This is a genomic window from Halobellus marinus, assembly GCF_032113415.1.
In the GTDB taxonomy this organism is placed as follows: domain Archaea; phylum Halobacteriota; class Halobacteria; order Halobacteriales; family Haloferacaceae; genus Haloquadratum; species Haloquadratum marinus.
Genome location: NZ_CP134946.1, coordinates 471985 through 494829 on the forward strand (window position 1 = coordinate 471985; position 22845 = coordinate 494829).

General features: G+C 66.3%; 26 protein-coding genes. 19 read left to right on the forward strand and 7 right to left on the reverse strand.

Going from position 1 to position 22845, the window contains the following annotated elements; genetic code table 11:
• Positions 1 to 222 precede the first annotated feature (222 nt).
• The 9 genes from RJT37_RS02425 (at position 223) to RJT37_RS02465 (ending at position 6601) form a co-directional block, all read left to right on the forward strand.
• Positions 223 to 903 carry an energy-coupling factor ABC transporter permease gene (locus tag RJT37_RS02425; protein ID WP_313687493.1) on the forward strand — a complete coding sequence of 227 codons (681 nt, stop codon included), beginning with the start codon at positions 223 to 225 and terminating at the stop codon, positions 901 to 903.
• Positions 903 to 1232: a cobalamin transport operon protein gene (locus RJT37_RS02430; protein WP_313687495.1), complete on the forward strand. Its 330-nt coding sequence runs from the start codon at positions 903 to 905 to the stop codon at positions 1230 to 1232. The genes RJT37_RS02425 and RJT37_RS02430 overlap by 1 nt, the downstream gene beginning before the upstream one ends.
• A complete protein-coding gene (locus tag RJT37_RS02435) occupies positions 1229 to 2041 on the forward strand; it encodes an energy-coupling factor transporter transmembrane component T family protein (RefSeq protein WP_313687497.1) in 813 nt (270 codons plus the stop codon). The genes RJT37_RS02430 and RJT37_RS02435 overlap by 4 nt, the downstream gene beginning before the upstream one ends.
• Positions 2038 to 2892, forward strand: a complete 855-nt coding sequence (locus tag RJT37_RS02440; protein ID WP_345785378.1) for an energy-coupling factor ABC transporter ATP-binding protein — start codon at positions 2038 to 2040, stop codon at positions 2890 to 2892. The genes RJT37_RS02435 and RJT37_RS02440 overlap by 4 nt, the downstream gene beginning before the upstream one ends.
• A 158-nt stretch (positions 2893 to 3050) precedes the next feature.
• Positions 3051 to 4346: a histidine--tRNA ligase gene (hisS, locus tag RJT37_RS02445; RefSeq protein ID WP_313687499.1), complete on the forward strand. Its 1296-nt coding sequence runs from the start codon at positions 3051 to 3053 to the stop codon at positions 4344 to 4346.
• A gap of 85 nt (positions 4347 to 4431) precedes the next feature.
• Positions 4432 to 5352, forward strand: coding sequence for a tRNA pseudouridine(38-40) synthase TruA (truA, locus tag RJT37_RS02450; protein WP_313690056.1), 921 nt, complete (start codon positions 4432 to 4434; stop codon positions 5350 to 5352).
• Between the two features lie 121 nt (positions 5353 to 5473).
• On the forward strand, positions 5474 to 5629 hold the full coding sequence (locus RJT37_RS02455; RefSeq protein WP_175454551.1) for a DUF7563 family protein: 156 nt from the start codon (positions 5474 to 5476) through the stop codon (positions 5627 to 5629).
• A gap of 45 nt (positions 5630 to 5674) precedes the next feature.
• A complete protein-coding gene (locus RJT37_RS02460; RefSeq protein WP_313687506.1) occupies positions 5675 to 6193 on the forward strand; it encodes a DUF5807 family protein in 519 nt (172 codons plus the stop codon).
• A gap of 66 nt (positions 6194 to 6259) precedes the next feature.
• On the forward strand, positions 6260 to 6601 hold the full coding sequence (locus tag RJT37_RS02465; protein ID WP_313687508.1) for a 2Fe-2S iron-sulfur cluster-binding protein: 342 nt from the start codon (positions 6260 to 6262) through the stop codon (positions 6599 to 6601).
• 117 nt (positions 6602 to 6718) lie between these two features.
• Here RJT37_RS02465 and RJT37_RS02470 read toward each other — a convergent pair whose 3' ends face one another.
• The 4 genes from RJT37_RS02470 to RJT37_RS02485 all read right to left on the reverse strand — a co-directional run bounded on the left by RJT37_RS02470 (position 6719) and on the right by RJT37_RS02485 (position 10803).
• Positions 6719 to 7207: a universal stress protein gene (locus RJT37_RS02470; RefSeq protein ID WP_313687510.1), complete on the reverse strand. Its 489-nt coding sequence runs from the start codon at positions 7205 to 7207 to the stop codon at positions 6719 to 6721.
• A 39-nt stretch (positions 7208 to 7246) separates the two neighbouring features.
• Complete coding sequence (locus RJT37_RS02475) at positions 7247 to 8473, reverse strand: DHH family phosphoesterase (RefSeq protein ID WP_313687511.1); 1227 nt, start codon at positions 8471 to 8473, stop codon at positions 7247 to 7249.
• A gap of 149 nt (positions 8474 to 8622) precedes the next feature.
• Positions 8623 to 9090 (reverse strand): universal stress protein, encoded by a 468-nt coding sequence (locus RJT37_RS02480; RefSeq protein WP_313687512.1) that lies wholly within the window; start codon positions 9088 to 9090, stop codon positions 8623 to 8625.
• A gap of 132 nt (positions 9091 to 9222) precedes the next feature.
• Positions 9223 to 10803, reverse strand: a complete 1581-nt coding sequence (locus RJT37_RS02485) for a long-chain-fatty-acid--CoA ligase (RefSeq protein WP_313687514.1) — start codon at positions 10801 to 10803, stop codon at positions 9223 to 9225.
• A 205-nt stretch (positions 10804 to 11008) separates the two neighbouring features.
• On the opposite strand from RJT37_RS02485, the gene RJT37_RS02490 reads away from it, so the two are divergent.
• Together RJT37_RS02490 and RJT37_RS02495 are read left to right on the forward strand one after the other, a co-directional pair.
• Complete coding sequence (locus RJT37_RS02490) at positions 11009 to 12175, forward strand: thiolase C-terminal domain-containing protein (protein ID WP_313687516.1); 1167 nt, start codon at positions 11009 to 11011, stop codon at positions 12173 to 12175.
• Positions 12172 to 12666 carry a Zn-ribbon domain-containing OB-fold protein gene (locus RJT37_RS02495; protein WP_313687518.1) on the forward strand — a complete coding sequence of 165 codons (495 nt, stop codon included), beginning with the start codon at positions 12172 to 12174 and terminating at the stop codon, positions 12664 to 12666. Before RJT37_RS02490 ends, RJT37_RS02495 begins: the two co-directional genes overlap by 4 nt.
• 60 nt (positions 12667 to 12726) lie before the next feature.
• On the opposite strand, the gene RJT37_RS02500 is transcribed toward RJT37_RS02495, so the two are convergent.
• Positions 12727 to 13515 carry a DUF8054 domain-containing protein gene (locus RJT37_RS02500; RefSeq protein WP_313687520.1) on the reverse strand — a complete coding sequence of 263 codons (789 nt, stop codon included), beginning with the start codon at positions 13513 to 13515 and terminating at the stop codon, positions 12727 to 12729.
• A gap of 22 nt (positions 13516 to 13537) precedes the next feature.
• Entirely contained in the window at positions 13538 to 14218 is a 681-nt protein-coding gene (locus tag RJT37_RS02505; protein WP_313687521.1) for a phosphoglycolate phosphatase, read from the reverse strand.
• A 212-nt stretch (positions 14219 to 14430) separates the two neighbouring features.
• Here RJT37_RS02505 and RJT37_RS02510 point away from each other — a divergent pair, with 212 nt between their 5' ends.
• The 8 genes from RJT37_RS02510 to RJT37_RS02545 all read left to right on the forward strand — a co-directional run bounded on the left by RJT37_RS02510 (position 14431) and on the right by RJT37_RS02545 (position 21384).
• Positions 14431 to 15615, forward strand: a complete 1185-nt coding sequence (locus tag RJT37_RS02510) for a Cdc6/Cdc18 family protein (protein WP_313687523.1) — start codon at positions 14431 to 14433, stop codon at positions 15613 to 15615.
• Between the two features lie 144 nt (positions 15616 to 15759).
• Positions 15760 to 16965 carry a phosphate/phosphite/phosphonate ABC transporter substrate-binding protein gene (phnD, locus tag RJT37_RS02515; protein WP_345785379.1) on the forward strand — a complete coding sequence of 402 codons (1206 nt, stop codon included), beginning with the start codon at positions 15760 to 15762 and terminating at the stop codon, positions 16963 to 16965.
• 61 nt (positions 16966 to 17026) lie between these two features.
• Positions 17027 to 17857: a phosphonate ABC transporter ATP-binding protein gene (gene phnC / locus RJT37_RS02520; protein ID WP_313687525.1), complete on the forward strand. Its 831-nt coding sequence runs from the start codon at positions 17027 to 17029 to the stop codon at positions 17855 to 17857.
• 3 nt (positions 17858 to 17860) lie between these two features.
• Positions 17861 to 18670, forward strand: a complete 810-nt coding sequence (gene phnE / locus RJT37_RS02525; RefSeq protein WP_313687526.1) for a phosphonate ABC transporter, permease protein PhnE — start codon at positions 17861 to 17863, stop codon at positions 18668 to 18670.
• The gene (gene phnE / locus RJT37_RS02530; protein ID WP_313687527.1) at positions 18667 to 19458 is read left to right on the forward strand and encodes a phosphonate ABC transporter, permease protein PhnE; all 792 of its coding nucleotides are present in this window, start codon (positions 18667 to 18669) and stop codon (positions 19456 to 19458) included. The genes phnE (RJT37_RS02525) and phnE (RJT37_RS02530) overlap by 4 nt, the downstream gene beginning before the upstream one ends.
• A gap of 75 nt (positions 19459 to 19533) precedes the next feature.
• Entirely contained in the window at positions 19534 to 19668 is a 135-nt protein-coding gene (locus RJT37_RS02535) for a hypothetical protein (protein ID WP_313687529.1), read from the forward strand.
• On the forward strand, positions 19659 to 20351 hold the full coding sequence (locus RJT37_RS02540) for a glycerophosphodiester phosphodiesterase (RefSeq protein ID WP_313687530.1): 693 nt from the start codon (positions 19659 to 19661) through the stop codon (positions 20349 to 20351). Before RJT37_RS02535 ends, RJT37_RS02540 begins: the two co-directional genes overlap by 10 nt.
• Before the next feature lie 217 nt (positions 20352 to 20568).
• On the forward strand, positions 20569 to 21384 hold the full coding sequence (locus RJT37_RS02545; protein ID WP_313687531.1) for a DUF7839 domain-containing protein: 816 nt from the start codon (positions 20569 to 20571) through the stop codon (positions 21382 to 21384).
• 124 nt (positions 21385 to 21508) lie between these two features.
• On the opposite strand, the gene RJT37_RS02550 is transcribed toward RJT37_RS02545, so the two are convergent.
• Positions 21509 to 22780: an MgtC/SapB family protein gene (locus RJT37_RS02550; RefSeq protein WP_313690058.1), complete on the reverse strand. Its 1272-nt coding sequence runs from the start codon at positions 22778 to 22780 to the stop codon at positions 21509 to 21511.
• Positions 22781 to 22845: the final 65 nt, after the last annotated feature.

Consider the following 22845-nt stretch of genomic DNA (forward strand, 5'->3'; position numbering starts at 1 on the left):
GCTGCTCCTCGCCGTTTCCAGTCACTGTAGCGTCAACATCGGCTCGGTGCGTCCGGCACAAACCAGTGCGCGCTCACGTACCCTCGGTGCGCCGCAGGCGGCCGGTCTGGTTGGTGACAGACAAACGAACCGTGCTACCGGACAGACAATCCCGACGGATTAACAATACGAATTGTTCGAATAGCATATTTTAATATAACTGAGTCAATAGTTGTTAACAGTATGGCGCACATCCATCTCGGCGAAGGATCGTTCCCGCTTTGGGCACTGGTCCTCTGGACAACACTCGGTGTCGCCCTGATCGGCGCGGTGGTCTACCGTATCCGGAGGGAGGAAATCAAGAGCCACCACATCGCGCTCGCCGGTATCGGTGCGGCGGCGAGTTTCGCAATCTTCCAGTTGAACATCCCCGTGTGGGGAGGGATCCATATGAATCTCACTGGGCTTGTGGGTATCCTCGCCGGACCGCTCCTCGGCACGCTCATCGCGCTCGTGGTCAACATCTTTTCGGCGGCGCTCGGCCACGGGGCCGTCGGACTGTTGGGCGCGAACACGCTGGTCAACGCATCCGAGGCGGTCGTCGCCTACTACGTGTTCAGAACGCTGCTTCGATTAGACTGGGACCCGTTGCCCGCGAGCACCGGCGCCGCCACGCTCGGACTGTCGGCCGGTGCCGTTCTGATGGGGGCGATCATCGTCGTCAGCGGCGTCAACGGAAGCGCCCTGCCCCGCGGTGACCTGACGATCGCCGTCGCCGGACTGGTGGGGCTCAACCTCGGGGTGGCAGTTGTCGAGGGGATCCTGACCGGGTTCGTCGTTCAGTTCCTCGTGTCGGTGCGGCCGGATCTCCTCGGCGTGGTCGACGGCGACACCCAGGAGGGCGCTACGGAGGTGGCAGTCTGATGCAGCGCTGGAAGCAGTACGGCGGGCTCTTCGGGCTGCTGACAGTCTGTCTTGCCGCTGGCCTCTGGGGATTCACGTCGACCGGCGGCGCGCTCCCGTGGGCCAAGCGATCTGCCCAGACACTCCAGCGCGGCGTCCAGGAGGGTGGCGGAGCGCTCGTCGATCTCGGACGCGGGATCGTCGTCGCCGGACCGATCCGCGAGGGCGGGCTGCTGGTCGAGTACCTCGGCGCCGTCGTTCTCCTGGCTGCCATCGGTGTCGGCCTCTACGTCTACGCCAGCCGCTACCGTGGAGTAGACGACGCGGAACAGGCTCCCCGATCACCGTGACGACGCTCTCGAATCACGTTCCCGACCCGCGGCTCATCACCGCCTACGCCGAACACCGGGACGGCCCGCTCCACCGGATTAATCCGTGGACGAAGGTCGGCGTCGTGGGCGCGCTCGTCCTCGCGGTGACGGTGGTTGACAGCCTCGCCGTCCTCGCGGGGCTGTACGCGGTGACGCTCGCGGTCTACGGAATCGCCGGCCTCCCGTACCGTCGGCTCGGCGCCTGGTACACGCTGCCGTCGCTTTTCCTCGTCTCGGTGGCGGGGCCGCTCGCGTTCCTCGAACCGGGGACACCGGTCGGCGGTGTGCTGACAACGCCCGTCGGCGACCTGTCGGTCACGTGGGAAGGGGCGGCGCTGTTCGGGGAGCTCACCTGCCGATCGCTCACTGTTGTCACGTTCGCACTCGCCGCGACGATGACCACCAGATACGCGGATATCGCCTACCTGCTCGGCAGACTCCTCCCGCGACCGATCGATCAGATTGCGCTTCTCACCTACCGGTTCACCTTCGTGATGCTCGAAACGCTCGAAGAACTGGTCAAAGCCGTGCTCGCCCGGGGGGCGACCCTCACGGAGTTCTGGACGAACCGGCGGACGTACGCCCGAATCCTCGGAATGACGCTTCTGACCGCCATCGAACGCTCCGAACGGCTGGTCGTGTCGATGGACGCTCGGGGCTACGACGGGGACGTCACGCTGTACGGCGACGTCCCGCGGCCGCCCCGTCGTGAGGTGCTCGCGGTCGTGGCCTGCTACGTCGGCGTCGTCGGCTACGCGCTCGCCGTCTCCGGGGTGGTGTCACTATGAGCGCGAACGCGGCCGACGATCGGTCGCCGCTCATCGACCTCCACTGTGAGGCCCACACGTACCCGGACGGGACGGTCGGGATGCACGACGTCGACTTCAGCGTCTATCCGGACGAACTGGTCGCACTCGTCGGCGGCAACGGCGCGGGAAAGTCGACGCTTCTGGAACATCTCAACGCGACGCTCGTCCCCGACGACGGCGAACTCGTCGTCGACGGAACGGAGATCACGGCGGACAACCGGGGCCGTGCCCGCCGCGAAGTCGGCTTCGTCTTCCAGAACGCCGATACGCAACTCGTGGCGCCAACGGTGCTCGACGACGTGATGTTCGGCCTGCAGAACTACGGCGTGTCCGGCGAGGCGGCGAAACGTCGGGCCCGGGAGGCACTCGCGACTGTCGACGCCGCCCATCTCGAAGACCGAATTCCGCACTACCTCAGCGGCGGGGAGAAGCGTCTCGTCGGACTCGCGGGCGTCCTCGTGTTGGAACCCAGTGTGGTCGTCCTCGACGAACCGCTGGCCGGGCTGGACCCACAGCGCTCGCGGCGGGTCGCCGACCGGATCGAGCAGATCCGCGAGGAGGGAATCAGCGTAGTGCTGTCGACCCACGATCTCGAGTTCGCCGCCGCCGTCGCCGATCGCCTTTGCGTGATGGCCGACGGCAACGTCGTCGGAACCGGGACGCCGCGGGAAGTGTTCTACGACGACGCCCTGCTGGCGCGGGCGAACCTCCACCCGCCGAGCGCAGTCCGTGTGGCACGCGATCTGGGACTCGATCCTGACACACAACCCGTGACTGAGGCTGAACTCGTGACACACCTCTCCGGCCGCGCTCCCGAACAGACGCGTTGACTTCCTCCCCGCGCTGCAGCGCGGGGTCTTCCCCCCGTTTTCCGCAAATCGCCTCGAGGTCAAGCCCCGAGCTTTTCGCGTGAAACGTCCCGATCGGCGGGCGCCCCGCCCACCGCGGCTTCAACAGTTTCAAGCGCGAGACCGCCGAACCACGCGGTATGTACGACCGACTCAAGGGCTTTCGGGACTTCTACCCCGAGGAGATGGCCCCCCGCCGGGAGGTCATCGACACGCTGGAGGACGCCGCCGCCCGGTACGGCTTCCGCGAGATCTCGACGCCCGCCCTGGAACGGACGCAGATGTACGTCGACAAAAGCGGCGAGGAGATCGTCGAGGAACTGTACGCCTTCGCGGACAAGGGCGGCCGCGAGGTCTCGCTGACGCCGGAGCTGACCCCGACAGTCGCGCGGATGGTGGTCGCGAAACAGCAGGAGCTCTCGAAGCCGATCAAGTGGTACTCCACGCGGCCGTTCTGGCGGTTCGAGCAGGTCCAGCAGGGGCGTTTCAGGGAGTTCTACCAGGCGAACGTCGACATCTTCGGCTCGTCGGAACCGGAAGCCGACGCCGAGGTGCTGGCCTTTGCTGCTGACGCGCTCACGAGCCTCGGACTGACCGGCGAGGACTTCGAGTTCCGGGTCTCCCACCGCGACATTCTCGGCGGACTGCTGCGGGAGTTCGACGCCGATGTCGACGTGCCGGCGGCGATCCGCGCGGTCGACAAGCGGGCGAAGGTCGAGGAGACCGAATACCTCGGGCTGCTCTCTGATGCGGGCCTGTCCTACGAGCAGGCCGAATCCTTCGACGACCTCGTGACGACCGGCGACCTCGACGAAATCGCTGCGTTCGGCGGCGACGACGTCGCGGCCGCAGTCGAGAACCTCCGGAACGTCCTCGCCGCCGCAGAGGACTTCGGCGCGCGGGAGTACTGCGAGGTGTCTTTGACGACGGCCCGCGGCCTGGACTACTACACCGGCGTCGTCTTCGAGTGCTTCGACTCGACGGGCGAAATCTCACGCTCGGTCTTCGGCGGCGGCCGCTACGACGACCTCATCGAGAGCTTCGGCGGTCAGCCAACCCCCGCGGTCGGGGTCGCTCCCGGGCTCGCTCCCCTCTCGCTGCTCTGTCAGCGGGCCGGCATCTGGCCCGAGGAGGCGCTTTCGACCGACTACTACGTCCTGACCGTCGGCGACACCCGCGACGTCGCCGCGCGGATCGCCGGCGACCTCCGGGAGGCGGGCAACGTCGTCGAGACCGACGTCGCCGGCCGGAGCTTCGGCGCACAGATGGGGTACGCCGACAGCATCAACGCCGAGACGGTCGTCATCGTCGGCGAGCAGGACCTCGCGAACGGCGAGGTAACGGTGAAGGACATGGCGTCCGGCGACCAGACCACCGTCGACGTCGACTCGTTCCCCGGCGAGGGCTCGCCGACGTACGACGACCTCGCGGAGTGATAATGAGTACTCTCACTTTGTACCGCCGAGCGCCATCTCCGTTGGCGCCGCTCGGCGGGAAGAGACGAGAGTACTCAGTATGACGGTGCGCGCGTTCCGGATCGCCTACGACGGCCGGCCGTTCCACGGCTTCCAGCGACAGCCCACGGTGCCGACCGTCGAGGACGCGATCTTCGACGCGCTCGACGCGCTGGGGGTGTTCGATCCGGAGACGCAGCACAGACCACCCGGCTACGCCGCCGCGGGTCGCACTGACGCCGGCGTCTCCGCGTTCGGACAGACGATCGCCGTCGAGTGCCCCGAGTGGTGCACGCCGCGGGCGCTGAACGGCGAACTCCCGGCCGACGTGCGCGCCTGGGCCGCCGCAGCGGTCCCCGAGGACTTCCACGCGACCCACGACGCGGTCCGCCGCGAATACGTCTACGATCTCTACGGTCCCGACCTCGACGCAGAACGAGCGGCGGCCGCTGCGGACGAACTCCGCGGCGAACGCGATTTCCACAACCTCACGCCCGACGAGAACGGGACCGTCCGCGACCTCTCGATCCGGATCGAGCGCGATGGCGCGTTCCTGCCGCTCCGGGTCGCCGCCGACGGGTTCCCGCGACAGCTCGTCCGACGACTCGCCTCGCTCGTGCGGGGTGTCGCAGCGGGTGATCGGACACTCGCCGACGTGCGCCGACTGCTCGGTGCGAAAGCACTCGACGGCCCCGACGGAGTCCCCGCAGCACCCCCGGAGCCGCTGGTGCTGACGGACGTCTCGTATCCCGACGTCGCGTTCGAGCGGGATCCCGAGGCGGCAGCGAGCGCGGCCGAAGTGTTCGAAACCCGGCGACGGGAGGCGCTGCGCCGCGCACGGGTGACAGGTCGCCTGGTCGACGGGGTCGGTGCCGATGTGGACGACCGGGTCGAGTACGGGGGCGATCAGGTCGGCGCCGATGGGAGCGATAAGGTCAGTGATGGGGGCGATCAGGTCGGGGATGGGGGCGGAAGCGGCGATCTGTAAGCTGACCGTCCGGGTCGTCATCAGATTCTCGTGTAGTGGTGCAGTCGGGCGATTGCGTTCGGTTCAATCGCGATTTATCCGTCCCTAAATATTATTTCGATTCAATACAAATCCCCGGCCGATGCCGACATGCGAGAACTGCGGTTCGTTCGTTACCGCGGAGTACGTCCGGGTGTTCGCACCGAACGGGATGGAGCACCCCCGCGTCTGCCCGAACTGCGAGGACAAGGTCCGCGACGGTGCCGACGTCCGTGAGGCGCGCGCGACGAGACACTGACGCCGGTTTCACGCGTCTTTTCACCCTCCGCCCCTTTCCGACGGTATGAGCCAACTCGAGGAGTTCCTCGCGGGTGAGCGCCACGAGGACGTCGCGCTGTTTCTCACCGACGCGTATCTCGACAGCGAGGGCAAACTCCCAAAGATGGGCGAGGCAGTCGACTCGGGCTACGTGCTCGTCGTCGACGGCGACGACGGCCGCCGGGCCTTCAGCGCCGGCACCGGAATGGACGCGATGGAGTTCGCCCGCGGCGCGATGGAGACGCGCGGCCACATCTCCAGAGACCTCGACGGCGGCGAGTGCCCCGCAGCGACCGAATCGGCCGATACGACCTCGGGCGACGAGGCGGAGCCCGGAAACGGCGACCACGAGGTCGAGTTCATCTTCGCGTTCTCCGAGGCGCAAAACGAGGAAGTCGGCGGGCTCTACGCCGACGGCGACGTGATCCACGCGTACGCCCACTGCGACTGCGGCGTGAGCTACTCCGACAAGTGGGTCGTCGGCAGCGAGACCGAAACGGGCGTCCAGCCCGGCGACACCGAGCCGATCGACGCGGCCGAGTAGGTCACCCGACGCGCCGGTCATCCGACGGCCGGTAAATCCAGGATGGAGGAAGCCGAACCAGCGGCTATGGCCGAGCAGGTACCGGTTACGGTCGTAGCCGACAGAAAGGAGACGACCATCGAAGTCGAGTGCGGTGTAAACCTGAGAGCGGCGCTGCTCGACCACGACTTCCCGGTGTACGGAACGGTCTCCCAGTACGCCAACTGCGGCGGCCGAGGGCTGTGTGCGACCTGTACCGTCGAGGTCGATCCCGCGCCGGAGCCGACCCACTGGCACGACGCCGCGGCGGTCAGGTTCGGTTACCCGCGACTCTCCTGCTGTCTCACGGTCGATGAACCACTGCGCGTCCGCCTGCTGGACAAGTACGTCTGGGGGCAGGTCGTCCCGGGGCGATCCGAGAGCGAGTGAGGTGCTGGAACAATCCACCGGCCGCTCTCGCCTCTCATACTGATTACTCTCACTTTTTACCGCCGAGCGCCGCCAACGGGGAGGGCGCTCGGCGGTGAGAGACGAGAGTAATCAGTATCAGGACAGCAGTCCGTCCGCCGGGAGCTCTTCCTCGAGGACCTCGATCTCCGGGAGTTCCTCGCGAGTGACCACGAACGTGTCGTAGGCGCCGTCCCCCGCGACTGACTGGCCGACCGTGATCCCGGTGACGATCCGGCCCGCGTTGTCGCTGCCGACGAACACGATGCTCGCGTCCTTCTCCCGGGCGACCCGTCGAATCCGCCCCGCGATCGTCCCCCGCGGCGCGTACCTGTCGACGAACACGTGCTGGAACTCCGCGTCCGGGGCCAGTTCCGCGACCGCATCCCGGAGGTGTGCGACGACGGCCTCGGCGTCGAACTGCTCTCCGCTATCGATCCACCCTCGCTCTCTCGCGTACCTCGTGTTGCCCTTCGGAATCACACTCACGACGACGACACCCTCGTTCAGCACGGTGTCGAACTGCGCCGCACGGACGAGCGCCGCCTGCGAGAGTCGCGATCCGTCGAACGGGACGACTAATGACATATGTCCGGAGAGACGTCAGCGCGATGAGTACTTTTCGTATCAGTCCTCGTCGGGGTCCCCGTCAGTATCGTCCGCCGCCTCGACCTCCGCCGCCACTCGCTCGAACGCCCGGAGGATGACGCGCTTTGCAGTCGCGCCCTGCGTCGTCCAGTGGTGGGCGTAGTCGAGCATATCGTCGTAGATGTTGGGTTTACAGCCCGCAGCCCGCGGATGGCCGCCGCCGTTGACGTAGCCGGCGACCTCGTGGGCGCGCTCGAACCCCTCCGAACCGCGGATGCTCGCGCTGCCGGCGGGTTTGACGACGACGGCGGCGTCGGCACCCTCTTTGCGGAGCGCTTCAGCGACCTCGTTCTGCGAACAGCGCCCGTACGTCACCCCGACCGTCCACGGGCCCACGCGCTTCATCTCTGCGCGGTCGACCGCGGCCTCGATCAGTTCGCGCTTCTCGACGCGACGGAGTTCGATATACTCCTCGACGACGTCGGGCAGGTCGGCGCCGAAGGTCCCGACGACGGTGACGTACTCCTCGGGATCGACCCAGTAGGCGTAGTCCGCGAGATCGTCGCTACGGGGGTCGTTCTTCTGCCAGAGGTCGTGATCGCGCGTGACCGCCGCGAGTTCGATCCACTGGTCGTCGAAGTCGTAGTCGAGCGACCGGAGCGCCACGTCGACGGTACACTCCTCGTCGGACTCGCCGACGACGAGGTCGACGCCCGCCTCGCGGACCGCCGTGGCGGTCGCCTCGTCCCACTGGTGGTGGTCGTACCACGAGACCGACGCCGCGAGGTCGCTGGCCGCAGCGAGTTCGGCCTCGATCCACCCGTACTCGTCGGGACAGAGATCACAGACGTAGAGGTCGATGCCCTCGGGCGCGTATTCGGCGACGTTTTCCAGGGCCTCGTCCAGCGAGTAGGGACCCGCACCGACGAGCGCGACGGTCGAGCGAGGTTCGTCCGTCTCGTCGGCTTCGTCGTCATCGTCCGCCGGGGCGTCACGCTCCCAGCGCTCGATTCGGTCCGTGACGTCGGACTCGAAGGACGCCCACTCGAGAGTGGCGTCGTACATCTCGCGGAGCAGCGCGACACAGCCCAGGCCGTCGGCGTCGGTGTCGGCGATGACGACTGCCTCGGCGCCGTCGACGGCGGCCTCGACACGCTCTTCGGTTCGGTCCTCGTCGAGCGAGTCGGGGTAAAAAAAGCCCGTGCCCGGGAGCTGTGACTTCCGGGTCAGCGGGAGACTCGCGCTGTCGATGAGTTCGTCTTCCATACCGTTCGCGACGGGCGCCCGGGTGAAAACCGGCGCGGTTCGATGGCACGGCTGAAGCGCCACCGCGAGAAGGCAGAGCGAAAGATCCAGGTAGAAGCGTTCAAACGGCCGTTCCGCGCAAACGAGGAGGAGAAAGCCGTTCCCGCTGGCTACGGCCGCTCGGGGGTGCCGCTCAACTCCGTCTCACCCTCGTCGGCGGCGAGCTGTCGGACGGTCAACACCGGGATGGGACACGTCCTGACCACCCGCTCGGCGACCGAGCCGAGGAGAAACCGATTCTCGCCGTGGCGACCGCGGGTCCCCATCGCGACCATATCCGCATCGACGTCGCGGGCGTATTCGTCGATCACGGACGCGGGGTGCCCCTCCCGGATGGCGGTGATGACCTCGCTGTTCGTCGATTCTCTGACCTCGGCGATCGCCTCGCGGCCGCGCTCTTCGAGGGCATCACGCATCTCGCCACGGAGGCGTTCCGGCGAGGACGCCACGTCGCCCTCGTCGACGACGTACAGACAGTGGATTTCGGCGTCGAACCGCTCGGCGAGATCGAGCGCCACGTCGATAGCCCGGCGGACGCTTTCGGAGCCGTCTGTGGCGACGACGACCGTCTCGAACATAGTCGCCGGTTCGCGTTCGGCCGGCATAAATCCCGTCGGGTCCGTTCGCTCCGCTCACTGCCCCGACGTAGTCACGTTCACTGACGCTCACCGTCGACCGAGATTGCCGAGGACTACCCCGGAAGGATGGAGTCACTCGACGGGGGTGCCGTGAGATTCCCGAAGTTCGACCTTGCGGATCTTGCCCGTGGAGGTCTCGGGGAGGTCGTCGACGAACTCGACGACGGTCGGGCACTTGAAGTGCGCGAGGTTGTCGCGGGCGAATTCGATGACACCCTCCTCGGTGAGGTCGGCGCCGGCTGCGGGGACGACGATTGCCTTGGGCGTCTCGCCCCACTTCTCGTGGGGGACGCCGATCACGGCGACGCGCTCGATGTCGGGATGGTCGTAGAGGGCGTCCTCGACCTCGACGCTGGAGATGTTCTCGCCGCCGCTGATGATGACATCCTTCTTGCGGTCCTTGATCGCGACCATCCCGCGTTCGTCGATCGTAGCGAAGTCGCCGGTGTGGAACCACCCGTCGGCCCGGCCGGAGAAGGCCTCGCGGGTCCGCTCGGGCTTGTTCCAGTACCGGTCCATCACCTGGTTGCCGCGGACGACGATCTCGCCCATCGTCTCGTCGTCGGGCGGGACGTCCGCGCCGCCCTCGTCGACGACGCGCAGTTCGGTCCCGAGCATCGCGTGGCCCTGGCGGGTCTTGATCGCGAAGCGACCCTCGCTTTCGATCCGGCGCGGCGAGTTGCTCGTCGTGATCAACGGGCCGGTCTCGGTCAGCCCGTAGACGTGCAAAATGTTCCAGCCGAGTTCGTCCTCGACGGTCCGGATGGTGGCCTCCGGCGGCGGGCTGGCCGCGGTCGCGATCCTGACTGGCTTGTCACCGGTCGCCGCGACGTCGTGGGCCTGGTAGTGGTCGACCATCCGATCGAGGACCGTCGGCGCGCCACAGAGGTAGGTCACGTCGTGGTCGTGGATGCGCTCGAAGGCGCCCGCAGCGTCGAAGTGGCGCTGGCAGACGTGTGTCCCGCCGACGCCGGTGATGATGTAGGGGTAGCCCCACCCGTTGACGTGGAACATCGGGAGCGTCCAGAGGTAGGCGTCGTCGTCGCTGATCTCGGTGTGGTGGGTGGTGATCAGCGCGTGCCAGTGTTCGGTGCGGTGGGTCCGGACCACGCCCTTCGGGTCGCCGGTCGTCCCGCTCGTGTAGTTGATCGTCGCGGGGTCGTCCTCGTCGATGTCGGGGCGCTCGACCTCCCCGGGGTCTGCCTCCGCAAGGAGTGACTCGTAGTCGCGCCAGTCGCCGTCGACGCGGTCTGCCGGGTTGGCGACGAACGCCGTGGCGGGGACCCGATCGCGGATCGCCTCGACCTTCTCGGCGTACTCGTGGTCGGCGACGACCGCCTTGGCCCCGCAGTCGTCGAGGATGTACTCGTAGTCCTCGGTGATGAGCCGGTAGTTGAGCGGGACCGAGATGGCCCCGAGGACGTTGATCGCGAACAGCGTCTCCAGAAACCAGTGTGTGTTGGGTGAGAGCAGCGCGACGCGGTCGCCCTTCTCGATGCCGAGATCCGAGAGCGCCGCCGCTGTGCGGTCGACCCGCTCGCCGAACTCGGCGTAGGTGTACTCGGTCCCGTCGTGGGCGATCACGCCGACGGCGTCGCCGTAGACGTCGACTCCCCTGTCGAGGAAATCGAGCGTCGTCATCGGTCGATGCATACTATCCCAAGGGGTAACGGTGAAACGTAAAGTTCTTTCTCACCGACGGAGTCGAACGTGTGACCGTCGCCCGGCAGGACCCGGCGAGACGTGTGACCGTCGCCCGGCAGGACCCGACGAGTTCCGGTCCTGTCCGGGCCCGGGTGCGGGCGGGCCAGGCACCGCGACCAAACTATTAAGCCTACCAGTTGGCGATCCATAGAGGATGTCCAAAGCGCACCTTATCGCGGTCGGGTCCTCGCCGCTGGGCAAGACAGGCCTGCCCGGCCGCGACCTGTTCTCGAGCGCACTGGCCGAGGCGTTCGAGGAGTTGCCCGATCCGGCCGACGTCGTCGACGGACTGTACGTCGGCGCCCAGTCCGAACGGTACGAGAATCAGATTATGCAGGGAACACTCATGGCCGAGTGGGCCGGCCTGCGGAACGTCCCCGCAGAGCGTGTCGAGGCGTGTGCGGCCGCTGGGGCGCTCGCGCTCAAGAACGCAGTCCGGGACGTTCGGGCGGGCGTCCACGACGCAGTGCTGGCCTGTGGCGTCGAGAAGATGACCGCCGGCGGGACCGAAGGCGCCACGAACGCACTCGGTGCCGCCTTCGAGCGGGCCTTAGAACAGCGATCCGGGATCACCGCGCCCGCCACGTACGCGCTTCTCGCGCGGCGATACCTCCACGAGACCGACGCGACGGAACGTGACCTGGGCAGGATCGCCGTGAAGAACCACCGGAACGCGGCGGCCAACCCACGGGCGATGTTCCAGGAAGCGGTCGACATCGAGGCCGTGATGGACGCTCCCGAGGTCGCGCCCCCACTGAAACTGTACGACTGTGCGCCGGTGACAGACGGTGCCGCGGCCGTCGTCGTCGCGAACGACGAGGTGGCGGCCGACCTGCAGCGTCGTTCCGACGCGATCCGCGTGGCCGGCGTCGGCTCGGCGGCCAACAATCTCGCCGTCGCGGAGCGCGACCTGACGTTCGTCGAGGGGGCGAACGTCGCTGCCTCGACCGCCTACGAGGACGCCGGCGTGGGCGCCGCGGATATCGACGTCGCGGAAGTCCACGACGCCTTCACCGTCTGCGAGGCACTGCTGGCCGAGGCCGCCGAGTTCGCCCCCAAAGGTCGCGGCATCGAGACTGTCGAGGACTCCGAGGATAGATCAGCGGGCTGGACGGACGTCCAGATCAACACCAGCGGCGGACTGAAGGCCCGCGGCCACCCGATCGGGGCGACCGGGCTGTTGCAGGCGGTCGAAGCCTACGAACAGCTCACCGGACGGGCCGGTGACCGGCAGGTGGCCGACGCCGACACCGCGTTGCTCATCAACGAAGGTGGCGTCGCGGACGCTCATACCGTGGCCACCGTCCTGACCGCAGAATGACCGACGAGAGTGATTCACCGATGACAGACACCGATTCCACGACGACGGGACCGCTCGGACCGGAAGACATCACCGCCGACTCGCCGTTCACGCTCCCCGGCTTCTTCGACGCGTTAGCCGAGGGCCGGCTACTGGCCGCCCGCTGTACGGAGTGCGATACACAGATGCTGCCGCCTCGCCCCGCCTGTTACGGCTGTGGCAGCCGGAGCGTCACCCTATCGGAACAGCCCCGGACCGGTGAGGTAGTCTCGTACACGTCGGTCAACCGACCCCCCTCCGCGTTCCAGCACCTGGCGCCGATCACCGTCGCAGTGGTCAAACTCGACTCCTCGGCTCGACTGACAGGTCGCGTCGACGCGTCCCTCGAAGCGGTTGCGATCGGCGACCGCGTCGAACTCCGGGTCTGTGATCCCGAGACAGTCGATATCGATCCGGACTTCGACCTGTCCTACGAGGAGGAGTGGCCGATCCACGTCTTCGATCTGCTGTGAGCACCGGGACGAGACCAGAACGGTAACTGTCAGTTCCCCGACGGCCTCACCCCGGGACGGTCACTCAAACTGGTAGAACGCGACACCGCAAGTTTCGCAGGCGAGTACCTGCGGCGGATCGGTGCCAGCGTCGGGAACGGTATGGCCACAGCAGTCGTCGAGCGCCCCTTCGACGACGTCGTCGCCGCAGACCGGACACGTTTCGAGGAACGCACAGACCGCGTGGGCCGCCAGTTCGCGATCCGTCGCGGGGAACCCGACCTCGCCGAGCGCCTGGAGGGCGGCGACCTCCGCGATGGCGACCGGTCGCCGGAGCCAACTCGCCCCGTCGTCGCCGGAAACGACGAGAAACGTCTCCGAGCCGGTGTCCTCGATCCGCGCCGACGTGATCGCCTCGCTTGCCTCGCGTGCGACCTCGGCGAGCCGTTCGTCGGGTGCATCCCCGAGATGCTCCATCCGCTCCCGCCACGCCGTTGCAAACTCGTCGGTCGGTGCGAGCCGGTCCCCGGTGGCGACGACGACATCGGCAGCGACCAGAGACCGCAGGACTGCCTCCCCGTCACCCTCGTCGGGATCTAGGTCGCCGAGGGTATCCGAGGGCGTGTCGTGCCCGAAGCGATCACCGGGGAGTGCGGCGACGAGACGGGGTGCAAACTGCGGGGTGTACGGGACGACGTATCCGCGGACCCAGATCAGGAGGCCACCGACCGCACCGAGGGCAGCTCCCAGTCCGGGTCGATCGCGACCCGTGGCGACGACGGCGAAAAAGAGTAGTGCGAGATTCACCGCCGTACAGGGCCAACAGCGGTTCTCACCGGTGTATTCGGGGCGCCGGAGCCGGTCGATCATCGTCGGACCGGGAGCGTCGGGGTCATTCCGTCGCCTCCAGTTCGTCGAGCATCTCGATGACGCCGTCGGCGAAGGCGCCGTCGGTGACGACGTCGGCGTGGTCGAGTGCAGTGTCGTCGGCGTTCGCGACCGCGTAGGCTGTGCCGACTGTCTCGAACAGTTCGGCGTCGTTCGCGGAGTCGCCGACGGCGACGAACGCGTCCGGCGGGATGTCCAGTAGGTCGCAGGCACGGCGGAGGCCGGTGGCTTTGTTCACCGAGGGTGACTTGACGTGGTAGGCGTAACCCGAATCGACGATGGTCTGTCCGTGTTCGCCCGCGACCGCGTCGAGATACTCCCGGGGCACCGACCGGGTCACGGACAGTTCGGTCTCCCGCCAGCGGTTGTGCATATCCGGCTCCGGCCAGCCGCCGGGGTAGCCGTCGCTGCGGAGTCGCTCGGCGACGCGACTGGCCGCGGCCGCGTCTCCCTCCACAGCGAGTTCCTCGTCTACGAGTATAACGCCGCCGTTTTCGGCAATCACGCGCTCCGGGATGTCGATGAACGTACACAGCGCGACGGGAAAGGGGAACGCTTTCCCGGTCGCCACGACGACCGGCGCGTCCCACGCGCGCAGCCGTTCGAACAATCGCTCGTCGATGCCGCCGTCGGGCCGCGTCATCGTTCCGTCGATATCGATTGCCAGCGGTCGGGTCATCGCCATCAGATACCGTGAACTACTATCGTAGTCGTATTAATTTTATGTCCAATAAGCGAATATCGATAAAGGTCCCGTGTCGATCACTCCGTCACGCGTCGACTTTCGGCCCCGAAACAATGAACGCCGGTTAGGTACAATCATACGGCGTCCGACACTGCGATACGGGGTCGTATCGGCCGACGACAGGGGACCAAACCGCACGAAACGAGCATACTATGGACATCGACGCTCGGATCGAACGTCGGCAGCGCCTCCGGAGTGACGGCCGTCTAGCCACCGATGACGAGTGGCTCAGTCCGGTCGAACACATCAACGACCCCGTCGCCCGCGGGTCGGTCGTCGAGCGACTTCTCGACCTCCTCGATCCGGCCTTCGACGGGGAACTCCCGGCCGATAGCTGCCTCTACGGCCCCAAAGGTGCCGGGAAATCAGCAGTCGTCTCTGCGCTGTTCGATCGTCTGAGCGCCGTGACACACCGGTCGAACGCGACGATTCACACCTCGACGCGGGTTGCGGAGACCCGACTCCCACGCTTCGTGTACATCGACGGCCGTGCGGCGAACACGCGGTTTTCCCTGTATCGAAACCTGCTCGACGGCCTGATCGCGGAGACGGTCCCGAGGCAGGGCGTCGGCACCGACTGGATCCTCGAGCGGCTCACCGCGGCGCTGGAAGACGAAGAGACCGGCATTGTCGCCGCCGTCGACCACCTCGGCGAATCCGGGACGAAGACGGTCGAGTGGCTGCTGCAGACCGTCAAACCGCTGCCGGGCGTCGCCTGTCTCACCGTGAGCCGAGAGCGACCGACCCCGTCGGTCGGAATTGACAACGCACGAGTATTCGGCATCGAGGCGTACCAGCAGCACGTGCTGCGGGATATTCTGATGACGCGAGCCAGCGGTGGACTGCCGGGCGAGGGGATCGACCACGAGCGGGCAAAGATGATCGCCGAGTGGGCCGAGGGCGACGCCCACGACGCCCTGGCGGCACTGCTGAGTGCGACAGATATCGCGACCGCCGACGGGCGGACGCGGCTCCGGACCGCGGACATCACGGCGGGGATCGAAGCGGTCCCGCGCCCCGCGGTGTCGCTCAGCGAGATCGTCTCGCTGCCGGCGAACAAACAGGCCGTGCTGCGGGCGCTTGTCGACATCGACGCCGAGAGCCGCGAGTCGGTAACGACCGCGGCAGCGGCGATTGCGGCGAATGGCGCGCTAACGCTTTCGGTGGATACCGTCGAACGCTTCCTTTATCAACTCGCGAACGCCAGCATAATCCAGCGAGTTCCGCACAGACAGACCACCGGGAAGGGTCGCCCGCCGAGTCGCGTCGAATTCCGGTTCCCCGCTCGGGCGTTCGCCCGACTGTACGACGCGCAGAACGGCTCCTCGGACGCATAATTGGAACTGGAAAGGGCGCCTCGCAGGCAGACAACGATCACACATCAAAGCTGTGGACGACGCAACTACCTCACCGACTATTATCTGAACACTGCCTATCGAGTGTGTCCAAAGAATTAAGTCATACACAATTGATTGGAATGTATGCGCCGAGTTGATAGACGGAAGTTTGTCAGTGGAATCGGAGCCGCGGCACTCGCGGGCGTCGCTGGTTGTAGTGGCGGCGGCGGCGGCGGTGACAGCGACGGTGACAGTGGTGGCGACAGTGACGGCGATAGCGGCGGCGACAGTGGTGGGAGCACGACCACCAGCGGCAGTGATATGCCCGACCACACTGACCCATCCACGTACCCCGAATTCGACCCCGCCGACCCCGAGTTCCCGCAGCTGACCAGTACGCTGATTGAAGAGGGCTTCGAGACCGGGACGATGGCGGACCTCGAACGGATGCAGGAGAACCAGCGCGACGAGCCCCGGTACGGAGATCCCGTCGCGGAGACGCCCGACGACGAAAGCGAGTGGCTCGACCCCGACACCCTGGAGTTTTCGCTGACGCCGACGGAGGACCCGACCGTCTACGAGGAGACGCTCAGGCCCCTTCTCGACAACATCGAAAAGGAGACCGGCAAGTCGGTCAACTACGCCGCGCTCGACTCCTACGCCGCGCAGGTTGAGGCGATGCGTTCCGAACGGCTGCACCTCGCCGGCTTCTCGACGGGTGCGGTTCCGTTCGCGGTGAACATCGCCGACGCCGTTCCGTTCTCCGTGCAGATCGACGGGGAGGGCGGCTCGTTCGGCTACCGCCTCTGGTTGATCACGCAGGTCGACAACCCCGACATCGGCTCGCTGCAGGATCTCGCCGGCGATCCGAAGGAGAACGTCGCCCACGCCGACCCCTCGTCGAACTCCGGGAACCTCGCGCCGCGGGCGCTCTTCGCGAACCAGGGCGTCGTTCCGGGCGAGGACTACGAAGTGAGCTACTCCGGCGGCCACCAGCAGAGTTCTCTCGGCGTCGCGAACGGCGACTACGAGGCTGCGCCGGTCTGTTCGACGTGTTACGCCCGCGTCGCCGCCGACGATCAGCTGGACCCGACCAAGATCAAGGCCGTGTACGCCTCCGAGCCGTTCCCGACGACGGCGTTCTCGTACGTGAACACGCTCCACCCAGACATCCAGGAAGGCGTCCGCAAGGCGTTCCTCGACTACAGCTACCAGGACACCGCCATCGCGGAGGAGTTCGAGGGCCGCGGTACCTGGGTCGAGATCGACTACGCGACGGTCTGGGACATCATCCTCCAGATCCAGGAGTCGCTCGAAGTCAATTACAAGACGGGCAACCTCGGCGAGTAATCGCCAACACCCCGCTTTTTCTAGCAAAAAAGTAACTACTACACCTACACCACAGTAATGTATGCTCTCAGTCACTGATCTACAGAAGACGTATCCGTCCGGTGACGAGGCGCTGAAGGGCGTCTCGCTCGACGTGACGGGTAACGAGACCGTCGCGATGATCGGGCCCAGCGGTGCCGGCAAAAGTACGTTCATCCGCTGTGTCAACCGCCTCACCGAACCCACCGCCGGGAGCGTCGAACTGGACGGCCTCGAAATAACCGACCTCTCCGGCAAGGAACTGCGGAAGGCCCGCCGCGACATGGGGATGATCTTCCAGGAGTACAACCTCATCGAGCGGCTGACCGTGATGGAGAACGTCCTCTCCGGGCGGCTCGGGTACGTCAGTACCTGGGACGCCTTCCGCCGGAAGTTCGCAGGCGAGGACATCGAGCGGGCCTACGAGGTGTTAGAGCGTGTCGGCCTCGAAGGCCACGAGAACAACCGGGCCGACGAACTCTCCGGGGGACAGCGGCAGCGCGTCGGGATCGCCCGGGCGATCCTCCAGCGGCCGAAGATCCTGCTGGTCGACGAACCGACGAGCAGCCTCGACCCCGAGACCTCCCGTGCGGTGATGGATCTGCTGACCGAGATCGCAAACGAGGACGACATCCCCGTGTTGATCAACATCCACGAGGTCGACCTCGCCGAGGAGTACGCCAACCGCATCGTCGGACTCCGCGACGGCAAGAAGGTCTTCTCGGGGCTGCCGGAAGAACTCGACGAGACCGCCCGGGGACAGATCTACCGCGGCGAGGAGATTCCGGAAGGAGCGGGCCCGACAGGGAAGGTACCGGAGGTAGAGACACCCGGAGAGTCCTCACAGGAAGAAGGGCAGGTCAGACGAGGCTAAGCGATGGCGACAGAACAACCCGAACAGCGGACGTGGCAGCGCCCGACAGCGTTCTACAACTACTACGTGAAGTGGGCCGTGTACATCGTCATCGCGGTGTTCCTGCTGTGGAGCGCCTGGAACATGCGGATCTCCTTCGCCCGGGTGGTTGAGGGATGGGGCGCTGCCGTCGGGCTCATCCAGGGGATGGTCCCGCCGGAGTTCACGCCGTTCAAGACCGACCTGTTGATCGAGGGATTGGTCGAGAGCGTCGCGATGTCGGTCATCGCGACGATCGTCGGCGTGATCCTCTCGATTCCGGTGGCGTTTATGTCCGCCGAGAACATCGCTCCGCGGCCGGTGTACTGGGTCGGCCGGGGGATCATCACCGTCTCGCGGTCGTTCCACGAACTCATCATCGCGATCATCGCGGTCAAGGCCGTCGGCATCGGCGCGCTCGCCGGCGTGATCGCACTGTCGTACAAGACGATCGGCTTCTTCGCGAAGTTGCTCGCCGAGGAGATCGAAGACATCGACGCTGGACAGATGGAAGCGACGGAGGCCACCGGAGCCAACCAGACCCAGACGATGCTGTTCGGCGTCGTCCCGCAGGTGATGCCGCGGGTCATCGGCTTGACGATCTACCGCTGGGACATCAACATCCGCCACAGCACGATCGTCGGCATCGTCGGCGCCGGCGGCATCGGCGGAACCCTCCTGAACTCGTTCGACAAGTACGACTACGACTTCTTCCTGACGATCATCCTCGCGATCATCGCGATCGTCATGGTCGGTGAACTCATCAGTACCTACGTCCGGGGGCGGATACAATGACCGACTACCAGACCTGGGAGCGGCGGTCGCCCCGCGAGCGGATCGGTCGGTACGTGTTGACGCTGCTCATTCTCGTCGCCGCCGCGATCTCCTGGCAGTTGTTGCAGATCAACTACAGCTACCTCGGCACCGCGCCCGTGGAGTTTATGGATCTGATCAACCGGATGTACCCGCCCAACGTCGGCTACAGCCGGCAGGTTATCTCGCCGTTGATCGAGACGATGCACATCGCGATCCTCGGGACCGCGCTCGCGGTGCTGATGTCGGTGCCGGTCGCGCTGCTCGGCGCCGACAACACCACGCCGAACAGGTACACATTCCTGCTCGGGAAGTTCATCATCTCGGCGTCGCGCTCGGTGAACGTGATCATCTGGGCGCTCGTGTTCGTCATCGTCTTCGGGTCGGGCGCGCTGGCCGGAACGCTCGCCATCGCGGTCCGCTCGATCGGGTTCTGTTCGAAACTGATCGCCGAGGCGATTGAGGAGATCGATCCGGGACAGGTGGAAGCCGTCAAGGCGACCGGGGCGAACTCCATCGAGGCAGCCATCTACGGCATCGCGCCGCAGATCAAGCCCGCGTTCATCGGCGTCTCCACCTACCGGTGGGACATCAACGTGCGCGCCTCGACGATCATCGGCTTCGTCGGCGCCGGCGGCATCGGCGTCGAACTCAACACCTCGATCAACTTCTTCGCGTGGCAACAGGTGCTGACGATTCTGCTTGCGATCCTCGTGATCGTCGTCATCAGCGAGGTCGTCTCGGCGTACCTCCGCCGGAAGGTGCGCTAATTCGCAGTGCCCTTCGGTGTGCCGGCCGGTTCGGGTGTGAAGTCTTTTGTTCGATCGACGGCTCTGACAGCCGTAATGCCGGGAGAGACGGCCGGACGCCACGCAAGAGAGAGTGAAACGGCGCTGGCGAAGGCTGCCGACGGACGGGGCCACTCGAAAAGCGACCGCGAGGGACACCATCGACGGAGCAGTGACCCACAGTGCGCGTGATCGCCCACCGGGGCTGTCTGGCGCAGTATCCCGAGAACACCCGCTATGCGTTCCGGGAGTCCGCCCGCGTGGTGGATATGATCGAGACCGACGTCCGCCGGTGCGGATCGGGCGAACTCGTGGTCTTCCACGACGAGACGCTCGACCGCGTGACCGACCGGACCGGCGCGGTCGAGTCGCTGTCGCTCGCCGAACTCCGGGAGGTTTCGATCCTCGACAGCGGGGAGTCGATCCCGCGACTGGTCGAACTGTTCGAGACGGTCCCGCCGACGGTGGGGCTGAATCTCGAACTGAAAGGGCGAGACCTCGCCCGGGATACGATCGCGATTGCCGACCAGTACGACCACGACGTGATCATCTCGTCGTTCCGCCCGGAGGACCTCGCCGTCGCAGGGGACACCGACGCGACGGCGCTGGCGTATCTGTTCGCCGCGGACGACACGGCCGACTTCGACGTCGCCGACGCCCTCGATACCGCGGTCGATCTCGGGTGTGAGTACGCCCACCCCGAGGTCGCGCTCTGTCTGGAAACCGACGTCGTCGGCGACGCCCACGCCCGCAGCCTCGCGGTCAACGCCTGGACCGCCGAAACCGAAACCGAGGTGCGTGCGCTGCGAGCACGGGGCGTCGACGGCATCGTGATCGAGGACTGTGACCTCGCGGCGGTCTGTCGCGGCGAGTGATAATGATCACTCCCGTCTCTTCCCGCCGAGCGCCATCCCCGCTGGCGCCGCTCGGCGGGAAACAGTGAGTCGCTATGAGGCCGCTCGTACCGAGTGATCGCCGCACACTCGCCTCGGTACAAATTCACTTGTTCAAATTCAACTAATTCGGGGTGTTTACCCAACTCAACCCTCATTCGACAAAAGGTATTTCCCGCCGAGCGCCGGAACACCGATGATGGCGAAGAACACGGAGGCGGCCGAGGAGTTCGGCGTGCTCCGGAGCAAGCGGAACGCCACGCGGTATCAGATTCTCGTAGAGATCGCCGAACGACAGCCAGCGGTGAACCAACAGGAGATCGCCGACGCAATCGGGATCACCGCCCAGGCCGTCAGCGACTACCTCCGGCAACTGGACGAGGAAGGGTACGTCGAGAAACACGGTCGGGGGCGCTACGAGGTCACGAAGGAGGGCGTCGACTGGCTGATCTCACAGACCGACGAGTTGCGGGCGTTCGTCCAGCACGTCTCCGAGGACGTGATCGGGCAGGTCGACGTCGAGACGGCGATCGCCACGACCGCGATCGAGGAAGGCGAGACGGTCAGCCTGGCGATGCAGGACGGGGTGCTCCGAGCGATCGCCGGCGAGAGCGGGACGGCGACCGCGGTCGCAGTCTCGGACGCAGAGGCGGGCCGGGACGTCGGCGTCACCGACTTCCAGGGCGTCCTCGATTACGAACTGGGGACGGTAACAGTGGTCTCGGTGCCGCGCGTCCAGAACGGCGGCAGTCGGGCGGTCGAATCCGAGGACCTCGGCGGGATGGCCGAACGTCACGATCTGATCGCGGTCAGCGGGGTCGAGGCGCTCGTCGCCGTCCGGGCCGTGGGACTCGAACCCGACATCCGGTTCGGGACCGCCGCGGCTGTCAAGGAGGTAGCCGCCAAGGGACTCGACGTGCTGCTTTTGGCCACCGCGGACGCGCTCTCGACGCACACCGACAACCTCCGCGAGGAGAACATCAGCTACAAGGTCGTCGACGCCGTCGAGGAGTGAGTCCCGCCGGAGCGACGCCCGCAAGGGGGGGACAGCAGACCTCATACTGATTACGCTCGTCTCTTCCTGCCCAGCGCCGTCACCGGGGGTAGCGCTCGGCGGTAAACAGTGAGAGGAATCAGTATCAGAGCAATTGAACGGCGCCCACGCCGGCGACGCCGAGTAAGGCGAGATACGCCGCGCGCACGACTACCGGGCCGAACAGGGATCGGTTGATCCCGACAGCAAGCCAGACTTTCACGATAATACTCGCGAGGGTTCCGGCCAGGACACCCTGGGCGGCGACGTCGGGGGTGATCTGCCCGGTACTCGCAAGCGAGACAGCCGTCGTCGTCGTGGTGCCACTGGAGAGGAGGCCACTGAGGAAACTCGTGGCCAGGAAACCGGCGGTCCCGAACATCTGCTGGGCGCCCGCGGTCAGGAGAAGCACGAGCAGGAACAGCCCGCCGAAGGTCAGCGCGTTCTTGCTGCTGAACGGCGAGTCGAGGTCGAGATCGATCTCGCCGGTCCAGTTTCGCTCGTAGGCCGCAAGCCCCACGCCGCCGACGGCGATGAGGCCGAGCGGGAGGCCGACGCTGAGCGCCGACTCGGGAACGAACGCGACGACGATCACGAGGTTCCGGACGGCCATCGCGGCGTCGGCGACGAGGATCGTCGCCACCGCGAGATCCAGGATGCCGGTGTTCGCCTTCGCCCGGTTTGCGATCTCGCCGATGACCGCCGTGGAGTTGACGAGGCCGCCGAAAAAGCCCGTGAGGAGCATCCCGCGGCCGCCGTAGCGCTGCATAATCGCGTAGTTCGCAAAGCCGATCCCGCTGACGGCGATCACCAGCATCCAGATGAGCTGGGGGTCGATCGCCTCCCAGGGGCCGTACGTCCCCGCGGGGAGCAGCGGGTAGACCACGAACGCGATGATGGCGAACTCCGCCGCGCCGCGGACCTCCTGGTGGGAGAGCTGGCTCGCGAACCCGTGGAGCTCCCGGCGCAACACGAGCAGGAACGACGAGGTGATCGCGATCACGACGCCGACGAGGACGTACTCCAAGCCGACGAGCACGCCGACGACGTACGCGACGAGCAGCGACGTCGACGTCGTCAGGGCGAGTCCCGGGCCATCCTCCGACTCCTCGTCGTAGAGTTGGGCGTCGACGAGCACCCCGCGGGCGCCGAGCAAGAGCCCCTGGACGAGGACCAGCACCCCGCCGAGGGCCAGCAGGATCGGTTCGCCGACCGTCGCCGCCGCCACGCCGACGAGGCTCGTCAGCGTGAACGTCCGGATCCCGGCGGACTTGTTCGACCACTCCCGTTCGAGGCCGAGAAGCATACCCAGCGCTCCCGCGACGAAGAGGCGGAAGATGGTGTCGTCGACGAGGAGGCTCTCAGGGCCGATCGCCATCCTCATCACCTACCGTTCGCAGTAAGTCACGGGAAACCCCGTAGATATATACTAGTAATTTCACT